We start from the raw sequence: 16,578 nt of genomic DNA, 5'->3' as shown, positions 1-16,578 counted from the left end.
GGGTCCGGTCTTTCCGAGAGTATTAGCCTAACCAAAAGGTTGCACTACCACCTATACCGTTGCCGACTGGGGCTGGAAGGTACTGATGGCTTCGCCTAGGTCATAGATGGGTGTGCCCGCGGGTAGAGCTGCCTGCAGAATGCTGGCACCGGCCGCCGAGCGGTAGCCGCCGGCGCAGTGCACCAGCACGGGCTTATTCGTCGGAACTTCCTGGACCCGCTCCCGCAGCTCGGGCAGCGGAATCAGCAGGGCATTCTCGAAGATGGGCTGCTGGGCTTCAGTGCGGTTGCGGATGTCCACAATGGTGTAGTCTTGGGGGTGCTGGCGCACGTGCTCCACGTCGGTATCAGGGCTGGTGACGGGCAGTTCCCGCGGGGCCAACAGAGCACCTTTGATGTTGCCTTCATACCCGATTTTCGCTGTTTTGCGGATAACTGTATCCAGGGCAATCTGCGAATCGGCTATGAGGTAGAACGGCTCTTGCGGACCCACGATGGAGCCCAGCCAGGTTTCAAACTTGCCACCGTCCATGAGGTTGATAGCACCGGGAATATGGCCGGCCCGGAACAGTTCAGCCGGGCGAGTATCAATAACTACTACCCCTGGCTCCAAAGCAACGCCCGAGTGCAGGCGCGGTACGGCCCGTACGCTGTCCTCGAACGAAGGTGCACCGTTCTTGTTCAGCAGCACGTCGTGGCCGAAATATTTGGGCATGAAGGGCTGATCTTCCAGCAAAACCTTGATGAACTCCTCCTCCGACATGGGCTGCAGGGCGTAGTTGGTTTTCAGCTCCTTGCCAATGGTGCTGTCGAGGTCGGGGCTGGTGGTTTTGCCGCAGAGCGAACCAGGGCCGTGGGCCGGGTACACGCGGGTAGTAGCCGGCAGCGTCATCAGCTTCTGGCGAGTGCTCTGGTAGAGCTGGGCCGCCAAATCCTCGCGGCTGTGGCCGCCTACGTTGTCGTCTTCGCGCAGGTCGGGGCGGCCTACGTCGCCTACAAATAGGGTGTCGCCGGTGAATACAGCGCGGCTCTGGCCCAACTCGTCCATCAACAGAATGCTGATAGAATCAGGCGAGTGGCCGGGGGTATTGAGGGCGTGCAACTCCACCGTGCCCAGCGTAATGCGCTGGCCGTCATCAAACGGCTGGTGGGGGTAGCTGGCCTTTACCAGCTTGCTGGAATAAATGGTAGCGCCGGTTTCCCGGGCAATTTCCAGGTGGCTGCTGACGAAGTCGGCGTGGGGGTGCGTTTCGATGACGGCAATGATCTTGGCATCATGCTCGTCGGCGAAATCGTAATACTGTTGAGGGTCGCGGGCCGGGTCGATGATGGCCACCTGGCGGCCGCTGCGGATGGCATAGCTCGCGTGGGCTAGGCCTTTGTCGTAGAACTGCTGAATCTGTACCGAACCGGTACTACTAGGCAGAGGACTCATGGGGTGTTGGATGTGGTGGTGCCCCCGAGCTGGCTCAGCCGTTGCTCGGGCGCATATTTTCAAATATAAGCAAGAAGAAAAGCCTGCCTATTGGTTCCGGAAAATATTAGGGGTAGCGCATAAACGGCCGAGCTTGGCTTTGGCCCTGAGCGCGGGGTAGTAACCTGGTTGATCCTGAAAAGGTTGGTGGCCCTGTTTTGCCGCACCGCCAGGCCTACCCGGCACGCAACCACCAACCCCAGCCCGACCTAGGTGTGCTTGCAGTAAGCGGAAGCTTTGGCTGAATAGCTAGGGTAGGGATGAGGGCTTGATGGGCAGAATAGGCCAGTGGCGCAAGCATCTATTTTGTTAGTGAGGAGTCTTTGCCGATAAGTACCGTTGGGCTGAGCGCCTAACTTCATCTAGGTTTCATCACGCTGCCCAAATCTTTCTGTTGGCATCCGAGCCAAGTCCCGCTGTCCGGATAAAGGGCTATATTCGGCCCACGTAGCTGCTTGCAGGCGGCTTTTTTTGCAAATTTCATAATCCCCGTCTCACCTCTTTCTTTTCTCTCATCAACCTGTATGGCAAATATTTTCGCCAAAAAACCGCTGGCCCAGCTGCTGGGCGAAGCCAACTCCTCGGGGGAAGGCTCGCTGAAGCGCACTTTGGGCGCGGGTAACCTCGTGGCGCTGGGCGTCGGGGCTATTATTGGGGCTGGTTTGTTTGTGCGCACGGCAGCTGCCGCCGCGCAGGCCTCAGGCCCGGGCGTTACGCTGGCCTTCATTGTGGCCGCTATTGGCTGCGCTTTTGCCGGCCTCTGCTACGCCGAATTCGCTGCCATGATTCCGATTGCCGGTTCGGCCTACACCTACGCCTATACCACCATGGGCGAGTTTGTGGCCTGGATTATCGGTTGGGCCCTGATTATGGAATATGCCCTGGGGGCCGCTACGGTAAGTATTGCCTGGAGCGAATACCTGAACAAGCTCTTAGAGGCGTTCCATCTTTCGCCTATATCCTACGAGTGGAGCCACTCGCCGTTTGAAAGCGCCGCTGTAGATGGCGTGATGCACACGGGCGTCATCAACCTGCCTGCGCTGCTGGTTATTGTGGCCCTTTCGCTGCTGCTCATCAAGGGCACGCAGGAGTCGGCTATGTTCAACGCCATTGTGGTGTTCCTGAAAGTGGCTATTGTATTGGTATTCATTGCAGTAGGCTGGCAGTTTATCAACCCCACTAACCACGAGCCCTACCTGATTCCGGAAAATGCAGAGCCAGTGAAGAATGCGGCTGGTGCCGTAGTACGTGAGTACACAGGCTGGAACAAGCACGGTTGGGGCGGTATTCTCGGCGGTGCGGCTATTGTATTCTTCGCCTTTATTGGGTTTGATGCTGTATCGACGGCCGCTCAGGAAGCGAAGAACCCTAAGCGCGACATGCCCATTGGCATCCTCGGCTCTTTGGCCGTTTGCACCGTGCTGTACATTCTGTTCGGCCACGTACTGACCGGCGTAGCCAACTGGCGCGAATTTGCTGACCCTGCAAAGGGCGGCGAGGCTTCCGTAACGTATGCCATTAAAGCCCACATGCCCGGCTACGAGTGGCTGGGAACGGCCGTGACTATGGCTATTCTGCTTGGTTTCTCCTCTGTAATTCTGGTAATGCTGATGGGGCAGAGCCGGGTGTTCTTCTCCATGGCGAAGGACGGTCTGATGCCTAAAGCCTTCTCCGACCTGCACCCTAAGTTCCGTACCCCTTACAAGTCGAACTTGGCGCTGCTGATTTTCGTGGGCGCTTTTGCTGCCTTTGTGCCTGGCTCTTTGGCAGGTGATTTGACCTCCTTCGGTACACTGCTGGCCTTCGTGCTGGTGTCGGCGGGCGTTTGGATCATGCGTAAGTCAGATCCCGCGCAGCCTCGTCCGTTCCGTGCGCCGCTGTCGTCGCCGTCGTTCCCCTTCGTGCCCATTATGGGCATGGTGGTATGCCTGGGCATGATTGCCGCCCTGGATGAGTTCACCCTGAAAGTGGCCATGGGCTGGATGCTGCTCGGCTTCATTGTGTACTTCATTTACGGCAAGCGCAACTCCAAGCTGCAGCAGGGCATTGTAGTGGTGCCCACCGAAATGGAGGAGCAGGCTTTCATCGAGCCCGACCCCAAAAACGCCTAGTACTTTCTGCATTGAAACAAAAGCCCCGCCGAGTTTTCGGCGGGGCTTTTTCTTTGTCTCCTATCGGGGAATAAGTTATTTGGCTGGCTTCACTTCGCTTTGCAGCTTCAGCACCTTGTCGCCATTATCCTGCACAATAAGAAAAGCGGGATTATCAGGGGTGCCGTGGCGCGTGATTTCAGCGCCCTGCAGCTTGCGGGTAACCGACTCTTTGTGCGTTTCCTCAATCTTGCCGGTGGCCGTGCCGGTGCCGTATTTCCAGGTTACTTGGGTGCCTTTGCGCATAATGGTATGGGAAATGTCGGGTTTTGGTAGTTAGTTGAGCTTCATCTTCAACATACTGAACTGGTGCAACTCCGGTTGCCGAAGTGGTTCTTTGCTGCGCCTGGGGTAGGGCTTTGCTCATTCCGGGTAGTTTTCTCGCGTCACATCCTACCTATTCCACATACCTCTACCACATGCGCATTGACCTTCGCCGGCTGGGCCTGGCCGGCGGCTTGCTGACGGGCAGCCTCACGGTAGCCTATGCCCAGCAGCCAGCTACCTTTCCCCGCAACGGCGTGTACGACCAACGGCCGGGCCTGTACGCCTTCACCCACGCCACCATTTTCACCGATTACAAAACCCGGCTCAATGATGCTACCCTCCTGATTCGGGATGGCAAAGTGGAAGCGGTGGGCACCAAGGTGAAAATTCCGGCCGGAGCTGTAGTTCAGGACCTGAAGGGCCGCTTCATTTACCCGGGCTTCGTGGATTTGTACGCCGCTTACGGAGTCCCCGAGGTGAAAGCCCCTGAGCGCCAGGGCCGCCGCAGTGGCCCCCAGATGGAAAGCACCAAAGCTGGTGCCTACGACTGGAACCAGGCTATTCATCCGGAAGTAAACGCGGCCGAGCTATTCCGCGCCAACGCTGAGCAGGCCGATGCCTACCGTCGCCAGGGCTTTGGGGCGGTGCTCACCCACCAGCCCGATGGTATTGCCCGCGGTACGGCCGCGTTGGTAAGCTTGAACACCAGCCGCCGCGAAAGTGAAGTGCTGCTCCAGGACCGTGCTGCCGCCGCTTTCAGCTTTGATAAGGGTAGCAGCACGCAGGATTATCCGTCGTCCTTAATGGGCAGTATTGCGTTGCTGCGCCAGAGCTACCTCGATGCCGACTGGAACCAGCGCAACCCCACACGGGAGCAGAACCTGTCGCTCAGAGCCCTGAACCAGCAGCGCAGCTTACCGGCTATTTTCGAGGTGCGCGACAAGCTAAATGCCCTGCGGGCCGATAAGCTGGGCGACGAGTTTGGGGTGCAATACATCATCAAAGGACACGGCGACGAGTACCAGCGCATTGCCGACATCAAGGCCACCAAGGCCCCACTTATCCTCACCCTCAACTTCCCCGACGCCTACCAGGTAGATGACGTGTACGACGCCGCGCGGGTAAGTCTGCAGGAGCTGAAGCACTGGGAAATGGCCCCGGCTAACCCCGCCATGCTGGCCAAAGCTGGTGTGCCCTTTGCGCTTTCCACCGCCGACCTCAAGGATAAAAAGAAGTTTCTGCCCAACCTGCGTAAAGCCGTGCAGTACGGCCTCACGGAGGAACAGGCCCTGCAGGCCCTAACTGCCATTCCGGCCACCCTGGTAAAAGCCGAGGATAGGGTAGGAGCCCTCAAACCTGGCATGGAAGCCAACTTCCTGGTATGCTCCAACCGTCTGCTGGCCGAAGACAATGTGCTGCTCGACAATTGGGTGCAGGGCGAGCGGTATCAGCTCAGCACGTTGCCCGCCGACTACCGGGGCGTGTACACCTTGCAGGTTGGGCAACAGCCGGGGGGTAGGCTGCTGCTGGCCGGCAAGCCCGAAGCTCCGGAACTGAAGATTGTGGGCGCAGCCGGCGACACCGTGAAGGGAACGATGAGCGTGAATGGGGAACTTGCTACCCTCGTCTTCAACCCGAACCCTAAAGCCAAAGGCAGCGGCGCCATCCGGCTGAGCGGCTATTACACGGCCGAGAGCCGCACCTTCCAGGGCGACGGCCAACTGCCCGACGCTACCACCGTGAAGTGGAGTGCTCAGCGCCTGGAGGAAGCTACCCGCACTGCCCGCCGCGACTCCATCAAAGCGCCCGTGCCGCCCCAACTGGGTGCAGTACAGTACCCCTTCGTGGCCTATGGCCGGGCGGAGGTGCCAACTCAGCAAACCATTCTGATCAAGAATACAACCGTGTGGACCAGTGAGGCGGCTGGGAAGCTCGAAAACGCCGATGTGCTGCTGCAAAACGGTAAAATCGCCCGGATTGGGCGCAATCTTTCCGTTCCCAGCGGCGGCCGCAGCATCGATGGCACCGGCAAGCACCTAACGCCCGGTATCATTGATGAGCACTCCCACCTGGCTATTTCCGGCGGCGTAAACGAGGGCACCCAATCTGTAACTTCCGAGGTAAGCATTGCCGACGTGGTAGACCCCGAGGACGTGGACGTGTACCGCGACCTGGCCGGCGGGGTAGTAGCCGCACAGCTGTTGCACGGCTCGGCCAACCCCATCGGCGGGCAGTCAGCTCTGATTAAGATGCGTTGGGGCATGACTCCGGAGCAGATGAAGATTCAGGGCGCGACGGGCTTCATTAAGTTTGCGCTGGGCGAAAACGTGAAGCAAAGCAACTGGGGCGAATTGAATACTGTGCGTTTTCCGCAAACGCGCATGGGCACCGAGCAGGTGTTTGTAGATGCCTTTACCCGCGCCAAGGAGTACGAGCAGGAGTGGAAAGCCTGGAATAAGCTCAGCAAGGCCAAGCGCAAGAAAGGCGAGGCCCCGCGCCGCGACCTGGAGCTGGAGGCCCTAGTGGAAATCCTGAACAAGCAGCGCTTTATCACCTGCCACAGCTACGTGCAGTCAGAAATCAATATGCTGATGAACGTGGCTGACCGCATGGGTTTCCAGGTGAACACGTTTACCCACATTCTGGAAGGCTATAAAGTGGCCGACAAGATGAAGGAACGCGGCATTAACGCCAGCACTTTCTCTGATTGGTGGGCTTACAAAAATGAGGTGCGCGACGCTATTCCCTACAATGCCAGCATCATGCACGATGTAGGCCTGAACGTAGCCATCAACTCCGATGACGCTGAAATGAGCCGCCGTCTCAACCAGGAAGCCGCCAAAACGGTGAAGTACGGCGGTCTTTCGGAGGAAGAAGCGCTGAAGCTGGTGACCATCAACCCCGCCAAAATGCTGCACCTTGATAAGAACATGGGCAGCATCAAGGAGGGCAAAGACGCCGATGTGGTGCTCTGGACCGATCATCCGCTGAGCATTTACGCCCGCGCGGAGCGCACCTTCGTGGACGGCCGCGAGATGTTTAGCCTGGAAACCGACCAGCAGCTGCGTCAGCAGATGCAACAGGAACGCTTGCGCATTGTGCAGAAAATGCTGGAAGCCAAGAAAAGCGGTGCTACTACCCAAATGCCTACCGCTCGGCCCAATAAGCACTACCACTGCGACACCATGGGCGAGGAGAAAGAGCTGGATCAGTAAAGGCTCCTTGTTCAGCTTACCATCGTCAGTTCTGCTGTGCTTGCTGACTTCGTTGCTACCCCCCTTTAATTAGCCAAAGGCAAAAAGCTCGCAACGGTATGGGCTCCAACTCAAGCGGGACGCTTGGAACTACCACGACATAACTTCATGAAACGTATACTTCTTTCTCTGGCCTTGCTCGCGGCTACCCCCGCACTGGCCCAGGTACCTGCCCCGGCGCCGGCCCAAAGCAAGCCGGTCCTGCTGCTGGGCGGTACTCTGCACGTAGGCAACGGTACCGTAGTACCCGATGCCGCCGTGGCCTTCGATAAAGGCCGTATTACCTACGCTGGCGCCCAAGGCGGCTTCAGCCAAGACCGCGCTGCTTACGACGTGATTGACGTGCAAGGACAGCAAATCTACCCCGGCCTAATTCTGCCAAACTCCACGCTGGGTCTCACGGAGGTAGAATCGATTCGGGCGACGGTGGATGCGCGCGAGGTAGGCGAGTTCAACCCTAACGTGCGCAGCCTTATTGCCTACAACACCGATTCCGACATCATCCCGACGGTGCGCACCAATGGCGTGCTGCTGACCCAAGTGACGCCCCGGGGTGGTATTCTCTCGGGCCAAAGCAGCGTGGTGCAGCTCGATGCCTGGAACTGGCAGGATGCCCAAGTGAAAGCCGATGACGGGCTGCACCTGAATTGGCCAGCCATGATTATCAAGACCAGCCCTAACGAGGATGCCCAAGTGCTGGAGCGCCGCGAAAAAGCCCGCCAGGAGCAGCTGCGCCAGCTGGAAAGCCTGCTCACCGAAGCCAGCGCCTACCGCCAGCAGCCTGCGGGCCGCAAGGAAAACCTGCGCCTCACTTCCCTGGCCGGCCTGTTCGATGGCTCCAAAACCCTGTTCATTCACGCCGATTATGGCAAGGAACTGCTCGAATCGGTGCGGTTTGCCAAGCGGTTGGGCGTGCAGAAAGTGACCATCATCGGGGCCCGCGACGCCTGGATGATGCTGGACTTTCTGAAGCAGAACGACGTAGCCGTAGTCCTCTCACGCATTCATGCTCTACCTCGCCGCGACGGCGACGACTACGACCAGCCCTACCGCCTACCCAGCCTGCTGCAGCAAGCCGGCGTGCGGTTCTGCCTAGATTACGAAGGCGACCAGGAAACCTCCGGTGCCCGCAACCTGGCCTTTATTGCGGGCACCGCGTCGGCCTACGGCCTTACCAAAGAGCAGGCCCTAGAAGCCGTAACCCTTAGCCCAGCCCGTATTCTGGGGGTAGAAAAAGATTATGGCTCGGTAGAAGCTGGCAAAAGCGCTACCCTAGTGGTTAGCCGCGGCGACCTGCTTGATATGCGCACCAACGACGTTACCCGCGCCTGGATTGACGGCCGCTCTTTCCGCCTCGATACCAAGCAAACCTACCTGCGCGACAAATTTCGCGGTAAATATGGCCTGAAGTAGGCAGGCCTACCGGTAGAGCCCGGCTGTGTGCAGTTGGCCTTATCCAGTGGGGTAGGGCCACGCATGCAGCCGGGCTTAGTGCATTTATAAGGGTAGGTTTCACGATGGATTTGGAATATATGATATGACTTATATTGAGGAACAGGCAGGATTATGGTATCTTTCTTTATAGGCCCGCGGCTATGAAACGGGTATATCTGTAATCATCTGTAATACAAGTATGTATGAGTGAGTCATTGCCAGAAGATGAGTTGATTTCCCTTTTGTTGGTTGATGATCATCCGGTGGTAGTGGAAGGCCTAAAAGCTATGCTGTTCCCGGAACCCAGCCTGCGGGTGGTAGCACAGGCGTATAGCGGCCCCGAGGCGCTAGATATTCTGGCCACCCGGTACCCGGAGGTGCAGGTAGCCGTGCTCGATTTAAACATGCCAGAGATGTCGGGGATTGAGCTGACTCGTATTATCCGGACCCGATGGCCTAACATCAGGGTGCTGATTCTGAGTATGTTTCATGACCACGCTACGGTTGCGGAAATGCTGGAAGCGGGCGGCTCGGGCTACGTGCTTAAAACCGCTACCCGCACTGAACTGACAGAGGCCATTCGGCAGGTAGCCCTCGGCCGCAACTACTTCAGCCACGATGTAGCGGCTACCCTGCTGCAAAACCTGCACATTCCGGCCACGCTGGAAGCCAACCGCCCCGCCGACCTAACCAACCGGGAGCGGGAAATTCTGGGCCTGATTGCCCAGGAGTATTCCAACCAAGCCATTGCTGAAACGCTTTTCATCAGTGAGCGGACCGTGGAAACCCACCGTCGTAATCTGTTTGCTAAAACCAACTCCAAGTCGGTGGTGGGTCTTATTCAGTATGCCTTACGGCATAAGTTAATATCTTGACTGCTAGTGGTATGTAATAAATAAGGTGCAATATTCCTGTCAGGTTACCACTGGCAGGGAAGGAGTTGCGATAAGGTGGGCAGGGAAGAATTCAGTGGGTAGGGCGAGGAAGAAAAGCGTACGGAGAGAAGAGAAGTCGAAGGAAACAGCTCAGTTTATTGGGCAACTAGGTGCAGGTAGGTAGAGGGATAGAAAAACAGGGTTTAAAACGTCCTGGAAGTCGTTTTCTGATGATTTAGAAACAGAAATGGACTGTTGAGCAGGAAGCTGATGCTGAAGATTTCGAGGGGCAAGGAAATATCCGTACCAGTACGTAGATAAAATCAGGGGTGCTACTGATTTACATTTAACGAAGAAAAAATATACCTTAGCATCGTTCAATCAAATGATAATATGTTTATATTTGATCTGGGCAAAAGGCGCTATGTAGCGTTTAAATGCAGTTTTTTCTCACTTAACCACCGCGTTGCCAGTGTCAAAACATCTTACTACTAACGAGAAACACGCCATGCCTTCGAAGATCCTCTCCTTCATCTGCCATGTGCCCGGTATGATTCCCGGGGCGTATCCTTCCGTTCCAACCAGCTCAACTGCCAGCCCCAAAGCGGCGGAGCGAAAAACCGAAACCAAATCGGGGGGCGGTCATTTCACGGCTATTTATGAGAACGACCGGTTCGTACGCTTTAAGTACATCAATAACAACTAGCGGCCTAGTATAGGCACTCCTTCTCCACTCTATATTCTACCGCCGTCGGCTACCCTGGTGCCGGCGTGCAGCCTGGTATGCAACTCCACACGAAAAGGCGCCGCTCTCCGTTCAGGGGGGCAGCGCCTTTTGGCTTTCTGCCCGTGGCAGCCCGGATTTCGGGCTAACTTGCGCTCCTGTCCTTCCGTTTTGCGTGCATGATAAATTTGTTGTTTCGCCGTGTGCTGCTTCCGCTCACGCTGCTTTTTTCGACTACCTTCTCACTACAAGCTCAGGTAAATTTCATTCCTGATGAAAATGCGTGGTATGGGGTTATTGCCCGCAGCAGTGGCCGCTCCTTGGATATTACCAACGCTTCAGCCGAGGCCGGCGCTACCGGCATTCAGTGGGAGTTTACCCACGCCAACAGCCAGCAGTGGCGCTTTGTGCCTGCCGCTAAGGGTAGTGATTTTTACCGCGTAGAGGCCCGCCACAGCGGCAAATGCCTGACCCTGGAAAAGCCCGATGAGGGAGCCGCTATTGTGCAGCGCCCCTGGACCGGCAGCTTCTACCAGCAATGGAAACTGATTCCTTCCGGTCCCATCGGCAGCTTTATGCTGGTGAGCCGCGGCAACGATAAGTGCGCTGCCTTGGCGGCAGCCGATAAGTTCAACGGCACACCCGTGGTCGGGCAGCGCATCCAGAACCGGGCTACCCAGCAGTGGAAGCTATTCAAGCTCCGTCTCAACGTAGACAGCACCCAGCTGGGCTTTGGGTTGCCCGCACCGCTTTCGGCCCTGAACACGCCCACCGGTAACGAGTTGCAGCCCGTCTTGTCGCCGGATAACCGCACGCTGTATTTTGTGCGCACCCGCTACGCCGGCAACACGGAGGGTGTTACAGAATCTGGCGACATCTGGACCAGCACCTCCGCCGACGGGGGGCGTACCTGGGGGCCTGCTACTCGCCTCGATGCCCTGAACACTACCCAGCACAACGGAGTTATGGCGGTAACCAGCGAGGGGAAAACCCTGCTGGTGCGCGGCCATTATGAGCGGGACGGCACTTTCCGCGACGACGGAGTGAGCCAGGTGCCGCGCGGAGCTACCGGCAAACAGGCCCAACCTGCACCCCTGACCATTGCCAACTACTACTCGGCCGGCCCGGCTACGTCGTTTTTCATGACTCCTGACGAGAAAATACTGCTGCTTTCCCTGGAGCGCGGCGACTCGCAGGGGGGCAACGACCTGTACATCAGCCGGCAGGGTGCTGACGGAATCTGGAACGAGCCAGTGAGTTTAGGACCGGTGATTAACTCGCCCGGCTTCGATTTCGCGCCTTGGCTGGACCCCGATGGCAAACTGCTGTACTTCAGTTCTTACGGCCACGCGGGTTACGGCAGCTCCGATATATTTGTGAGCCAGCGCCTCGACGAAACCTGGACCCGCTGGAGTGAGCCTCGCAACCTGGGCGCCCCGCTGAACGGCCCCGGCTTTGATGCCTACCTCAGTCTGACGGCCGATGGCAAGCAGGCGTACTACGTGTCGTCGCAAACGGCCAATGGTCCGGCCGACCTGTTCCGGACCGTAACGGGGGTAGCCCCCAAGCCTGACTCCCTACGGCCCGTACCGCCCGTGGTATCGCCCACTGTGGCGGCTCGCTCTTTATTGAGAGGCCGGACGCTGGATGCTAAAACCCGGCAGCCCCTGGCCACGGAGGTAAAAGCCATTCGCCTGGGCAACGACCTGGCCTTCAACGCCACCGCCCGCACCGACGTGGCTGGCGGCAACTACCAGCTTACGCTGCCGCCCGGCCGCTACCGGCTGCTGGCTTCCCGCGTGGGCTACCTCACAGCTACTGATACCATCACGGTGAGCGGCTCTCAGAACCTGGAGTTGCTGCTGGTGCCGGCAGCGGTAGGCTCTAGTCTGGAGTTGCCTACCCTCATCTTCGCGCAGGGCAAATACACCTTGCTGCCCGCTTCCTACACCGAGCTGAACCGCCTGGCCCGCACCCTGCAGGACAACCCTACTGTGAACATCCGGCTGGAAGGCCACACCGATAATCAGGGACGGGCCGACCTGAACGTGAAGCTCTCGGAGGAGCGCGTAACGGAGGTGAAGCGCTACCTGGTAAAGCGCGGCGTACCGGAAAACCGCATCAGCACCGTGGGCTACGGGGGCAGCAGGCCGCGCGCTTCCAATGATAAGGAGGAAACCCGCAAGCTGAATCGGCGCGTAGAGTTTACGATTGTGAAGTAGAGGCTAAGGTACCTGACCTCTGGTTGCTGAAAAGACCGTGTTCAGAACGGCGGTAGTCTGATTCAAAAAGAACAGGACGTCAGGTACCCCAACGCCATCAAAAAATATATACCTAAGCTCTCAAACCAGCATGCAGGCCCTTATTCGTAGCGAAGTAGTACTGCCCAACCTGCCTTCTGCCTCGGGAGTAGAGGTAGTCGGCAGCGTGGCCTACGTCATCGGCGATGATGCTCCGTTCCTCTACCAGCTGAACGCCGCCACCCTGGCCGCCGGTGAGCCCACTCGCCTTTTTGAAACGGCCCACTTCAGCACCGGCCGCATCCCGAAAGAGCTGAAGCTGGATCTGGAGTGCATGACGGCCCTTACTACCCCCGCTGGCGAAACCGGCCTGCTGGCGCTAGGGTCGGGTGCCACGGCGGCGCGGGAGCAGGGCTTTTGGGTGCCCTTATTGAAAACCGGTGGGGTAGGGAACGTGTACCCAGTATCATTGAGCGGACTGTACGCTGCCCTCCGGGCTTTGCTATCCCCCGGCATCGTCCTGAACCTGGAAGCCACGGCGGCCACCGCTACGGAGCTGCTGCTGTTTCAGCGCACGGTAGGCTCGGCTACTGGTAACCTGCTGTTTCGGGTGCCCCTGGCCGCTACCCTCGACTACCTGCACCACCGCATCCAGCAGGTACCGGCCGTGCAAAAGCAACTGTTCGAGCTGCCCGTAATTGACGGCAAACCGGCCGGCTTTTCGGGTGCTACTTGGCATGATGGCCACCTGTTTGTTACCGCTTCGGTAGAAGACACCCAGGATGCCGTGCAGGACGGTGCGGTGCTAGGGTCGTTTGTTGGGGTATTGGAGTTGGCCAAGCCTTCTGATAAGGTGTTGCCGGTGCGGCTGGCCCGGCTGGAACAGCCTGGCGGCAAACCGTACCGGGGCAAAGTGGAAAGCGTGACCGTGCGTCGCAAATCGGGCCCGAAAAGCTACGAGCTGCTGCTGGTAACCGATGATGATGCGGGCGGCTCTACGGCCGTAACGGTAGCGCTGAGCCTATAGGACGGGGCTAGCCACCAGTTGTATAGTTTTTGGGGGGTAGGCAACCGGTGCCAGTGAAAACGCATCCGGCAGTCTGGAAGTCATTCCGGGCGGCCGGATGCGTTTTTTATTCACCCTGAACTAGTGCTGTATGCCGTATTCCCGACTGAAACAACTATGTAGCGGGGCCCTGTTCCTGCTGGCGCTGGGCGTGTATTGGTCCACCCTGGAGCCTACTGCTTCCTTCTGGGATGCGGGCGAGTTCACGGCCAGCGCCTACAAGCTGCTGGTGCCCCATCCGCCGGGCGCCCCGCTTTACCTGCTCGTGGCTCGCCTGGCCTCCCTCTTGGCCTTCGGCGACGTGACGCGGGTAGCGGTGCTGGTGAATATGGTATCGGCGGTGGCCAGCGCCACTACAGTAGCGTTGCTGTTTGGCATCATCACCCATCTGGCCGAAAAGCTGGTGCCGGTTTCCAATAACGAGCCGTTGCCAGGAGCCTCAGTAGGGTTGGTGCTGGGCAGCGGGGTAGTGGGCGCCTTGGCCTTCGCCTTCTCCGATTCGTTCTGGTTTAACGCCGTGGAGGCCGAAGTGTATGCGCTTTCTACGCTAGGCACGGCCCTGGTGGTGTGGCTGATACTCCAGTGGGAAAAGCGGGCCGACCTCCCCGGCGCCGACCGGTGGCTGGTGCTGATTGCCTACGTTGTGGGGTTAGGAATTGGGGTACATTTGCTTAACCTACTGGCTATTCCGGTGCTGTGCCTGGTGTGGTATTTCCGCCGGACGGCCCAACCTGCCTGGCGCGGCATTCTGCTGGCGTTGGTGGCGGGCAGCCTGCTGGTGCTGGTAGTGCTGGAAGGCATTATTCCGGGGCTGCCTACCCTGGCCGGGGCCAGTGAAGTGTTCTTCGTGAATACGTTTGGGCTACCCTACAACTCGGGGCTGGTGCTGTTTCTGCTGCTGTTTGGTGGATTGTTGCTGGCAGGGTTCCGCTTTGCCTACCGCTCAGGGCACGTAGGACTGCACACGGGCCTGCTGGCGCTGGTGTTCGTGCTCATCGGCTACTCCTGCTACCTGATAGTGCCCATTCGCAGCTCCTTCAACCCTACCATCAACGAAAACGCGCCCAACGAAGTACTGTCCTTTGTGAGCTACCTGCGGCGTGAACAGTACGGCGACCGGCCCCTGCTCTACGGCCCTCATTTATTTGCCCAGCCGACGGCCCAGGAAGACGGTGCCCCGCGCTACACCCGCCAAGATGGCCGGTACGTCATCACCGACCACCGCCCCGAGCTGCGCTACGAAGCCACCGATAAGATGCTGCTCCCCCGCATTTACAGCGGCCCCGCAGGCACTACCCCCGAGCTGGTGCGCCAGTACCGCAAGTGGGTTGCCGGCCTGGAAGAGGGCCAAAAGCCGACGATGGGCCAGAACCTGAGCTTCCTGTTCAAGTACCAGATGGGTCACATGTTCTGGCGGTATTTCGGCTGGAATTTTATTGGGCGGGAAAGCGACGTGCAGCACGCCGGGGTGCTGTGGCCCTGGGATGCTACCCATACCGTGCCCGCCAGCGTGGCCGAAAACCGGGGGCGGAATGCCTTCCTGGCCTTGCCCTTCCTGCTGGGGGTAGGGGGCCTGATCTGGCAGCTGCGCCGAAATCGGGAGCAGGCCCTGGTAGTCGGGCTGCTGTTCGTGCTGACGGGCCTGGCCATTGTATTTTATCTCAACCAGCCGCCCCAGGAGCCCCGCGAGCGGGACTACACGTTTGCGGGCGCCACGCTGGCTTTCTGCATCTGGATTGGGCTGGGCGTACTCGCTCTGCACGCCGCGCTCAGCCGTTTGCTTTCGGCCAATAGGCTTCGGGTAGGGCTGGCTACAACTCTCGGTTTGGTAGTGCCCACGCTGATGGCAGTAGAAGGCTGGGACGACCACAACCGGGCTGGCCGCTTTAGCTCCGTTGACTACGCCAAAAACGTACTCAATACGCTGGCCCCAAATGCCATCCTGATTACTGAAGGCGACAATGACACCTTTCCGCTGTGGTACGCCCAGGAAGTGGAAGGCGTGCGGCCCGATGTGCGGGTGATGGTGTCGAGCTACCTCAATACCGACTGGTACGTGGAGCAGATGCGCCAGCGCAGCTACCAATCGGCGCCGCTGCCCCTGTCCATCAGCACGGCCCGCTACCGCCAGGGTACCAACGACTACCTGCCCTTCGTAGAAAACCCGGCCGTGCACGAGCTGAATGTGCGGGAATTTGTGCAGTTGGTGGAGCAGAACAGCCCCTTACTGCAGGTTAGCTACGCCGATGGCTCGAAATCCTTGCTTTCCTACCCCACCAACCGCCTCGTACTACCCATCGATACGGCCGCAGTCCGGCGCAGTGGGGTGGTGCCGGCCGAGCGGCAGGGACAGGTGGTGCCGCGCATGGCGTGGGAGGTAACGAAGAGTGCGCTAGAGAAGAAAGACCTGGCCTTGCTGGATATGCTGGCCACCAACAACTGGCAGCGGCCGGTGTACTTCGCCAATACCGTAAGTCCGGGCAACCGCTTGGGTCTGGAGCCTTATCTGCAGCTGGAGGGCTTAGCGTGCCGGGTAGTGCCGTGCCGGGCGCCGGCGCAGCAACCAGAACTGCGCCTACCCGAAGAAGGCGTGGTAGCCAAAGAGTTGCTTTATGACTCCCTGATGCGCAAGTACAGCTACCGCAACCTCAACAACCCGCGGGTGTACTACGATGAAAACCAGCGCTTCACCCTGGCCGCCTACCGCCAGCAGTTTGCCCGCCTGGCCCGCGCCTACGTAGAAGCTGGCAACCAGCCCCGCGCCCGCCAGGTGCTGCAGAAGTGCCTCGCGGTACTACCTGATACGGCCTTGCCCTATGATGCCTACACCCCCGACCTGGTGCCCTCCCTGGTAGCGGTGGGTGAAACCCAGCGGGCCCGCGAAATCATGGATACCCTTACTACCCGCACCACCCAGCACTTGGCCTACTACGCCGCCCGCCCCGATGCCGCCCTCTTCGACCGGGAAATCGGGATGCAGCTCTTCACCCTCCAGCACCTTTACCTGGCCGCCGCTGATACCAACGACGCTGCCCGCGCCAACCAGCTGGCTGGTATTCTGCAGCAGTACGGGGGGTAGAAGAGGCGTTTCTTAT

General features: G+C 58.8%; 10 protein-coding genes. 8 read left to right on the top strand and 2 right to left on the bottom strand.

What is annotated here, in order from left to right; genetic code table 11:
* Positions 1–51: 51 nt before the first annotated feature.
* The gene (locus tag DNI29_RS18235; RefSeq protein ID WP_110979566.1) at positions 52–1,434 is read right to left on the bottom strand and encodes an MBL fold metallo-hydrolase; all 1,383 of its coding nucleotides are present in this window, start codon (positions 1,432–1,434) and stop codon (positions 52–54) included.
* 563 nt (positions 1,435–1,997) lie between these two features.
* On the opposite strand from DNI29_RS18235, the gene DNI29_RS18230 reads away from it, so the two are divergent.
* Positions 1,998–3,584, top strand: coding sequence for an amino acid permease (locus DNI29_RS18230; protein WP_110979565.1), 1,587 nt, complete (start codon positions 1,998–2,000; stop codon positions 3,582–3,584).
* Positions 3,585–3,659: 75 nt separating this feature from the next.
* Here DNI29_RS18230 and DNI29_RS18225 read toward each other — a convergent pair whose 3' ends face one another.
* Positions 3,660–3,869, bottom strand: a complete 210-nt coding sequence (locus tag DNI29_RS18225) for a hypervirulence associated TUDOR domain-containing protein (RefSeq protein WP_202910519.1) — start codon at positions 3,867–3,869, stop codon at positions 3,660–3,662.
* 173 nt (positions 3,870–4,042) lie between these two features.
* On the opposite strand from DNI29_RS18225, the gene DNI29_RS18220 reads away from it, so the two are divergent.
* The 7 genes from DNI29_RS18220 to DNI29_RS18190 all read left to right on the top strand — a co-directional run bounded on the left by DNI29_RS18220 (position 4,043) and on the right by DNI29_RS18190 (position 16,562).
* A complete protein-coding gene (locus tag DNI29_RS18220; RefSeq protein ID WP_110979563.1) occupies positions 4,043–7,105 on the top strand; it encodes an amidohydrolase family protein in 3,063 nt (1,020 codons plus the stop codon).
* A 147-nt stretch (positions 7,106–7,252) separates the two neighbouring features.
* Positions 7,253–8,557 (top strand): amidohydrolase family protein, encoded by a 1,305-nt coding sequence (locus tag DNI29_RS18215; RefSeq protein ID WP_110979562.1) that lies wholly within the window; start codon positions 7,253–7,255, stop codon positions 8,555–8,557.
* Positions 8,558–8,781: 224 nt separating this feature from the next.
* Entirely contained in the window at positions 8,782–9,453 is a 672-nt protein-coding gene (locus tag DNI29_RS18210) for a response regulator (protein ID WP_110979561.1), read from the top strand.
* Between the two features lie 508 nt (positions 9,454–9,961).
* Entirely contained in the window at positions 9,962–10,159 is a 198-nt protein-coding gene (locus DNI29_RS18205) for a hypothetical protein (protein WP_110979560.1), read from the top strand.
* Between the two features lie 197 nt (positions 10,160–10,356).
* Complete coding sequence (locus DNI29_RS18200) at positions 10,357–12,399, top strand: OmpA family protein (protein WP_110979559.1); 2,043 nt, start codon at positions 10,357–10,359, stop codon at positions 12,397–12,399.
* A 130-nt stretch (positions 12,400–12,529) separates the two neighbouring features.
* Positions 12,530–13,444, top strand: coding sequence for a DUF6929 family protein (locus DNI29_RS18195; protein WP_110979558.1), 915 nt, complete (start codon positions 12,530–12,532; stop codon positions 13,442–13,444).
* 130 nt (positions 13,445–13,574) lie between these two features.
* Positions 13,575–16,562: a glycosyltransferase family 117 protein gene (locus tag DNI29_RS18190; RefSeq protein ID WP_110979557.1), complete on the top strand. Its 2,988-nt coding sequence runs from the start codon at positions 13,575–13,577 to the stop codon at positions 16,560–16,562.
* The last annotated feature ends 16 nt before the right edge of the window (positions 16,563–16,578 follow it).

The sequence above is a fragment of the Hymenobacter sediminis genome (assembly GCF_003231285.1).
GTDB classification, from domain to species: Bacteria; Bacteroidota; Bacteroidia; order Cytophagales; family Hymenobacteraceae; genus Hymenobacter; species Hymenobacter sediminis.
This window is presented reverse-complemented; position numbering and strand designations above follow the sequence as displayed.

Bases quoted from the DNA above. Each gene is read 5' to 3' on its own strand.
- DNI29_RS18235 (WP_110979566.1), bottom strand. From the start codon at position 1,434: ATGAGTCCTCTGCCTAGTAGTACCGGTTCGGTACAGATTCAGCAGTTC.
- DNI29_RS18230 (WP_110979565.1), top strand. From the start codon at position 1,998: ATGGCAAATATTTTCGCCAAAAAACCGCTGGCCCAGCTGCTGGGCGAA.
- DNI29_RS18225 (WP_202910519.1), bottom strand. From the start codon at position 3,869: ATGCGCAAAGGCACCCAAGTAACCTGGAAATACGGCACCGGCACGGCC.
- DNI29_RS18220 (WP_110979563.1), top strand. From the start codon at position 4,043: ATGCGCATTGACCTTCGCCGGCTGGGCCTGGCCGGCGGCTTGCTGACG.
- DNI29_RS18215 (WP_110979562.1), top strand. From the start codon at position 7,253: ATGAAACGTATACTTCTTTCTCTGGCCTTGCTCGCGGCTACCCCCGCA.
- DNI29_RS18210 (WP_110979561.1), top strand. From the start codon at position 8,782: ATGAGTGAGTCATTGCCAGAAGATGAGTTGATTTCCCTTTTGTTGGTT.
- DNI29_RS18205 (WP_110979560.1), top strand. From the start codon at position 9,962: ATGCCTTCGAAGATCCTCTCCTTCATCTGCCATGTGCCCGGTATGATT.
- DNI29_RS18200 (WP_110979559.1), top strand. From the start codon at position 10,357: ATGATAAATTTGTTGTTTCGCCGTGTGCTGCTTCCGCTCACGCTGCTT.
- DNI29_RS18195 (WP_110979558.1), top strand. From the start codon at position 12,530: ATGCAGGCCCTTATTCGTAGCGAAGTAGTACTGCCCAACCTGCCTTCT.
- DNI29_RS18190 (WP_110979557.1), top strand. From the start codon at position 13,575: ATGCCGTATTCCCGACTGAAACAACTATGTAGCGGGGCCCTGTTCCTG.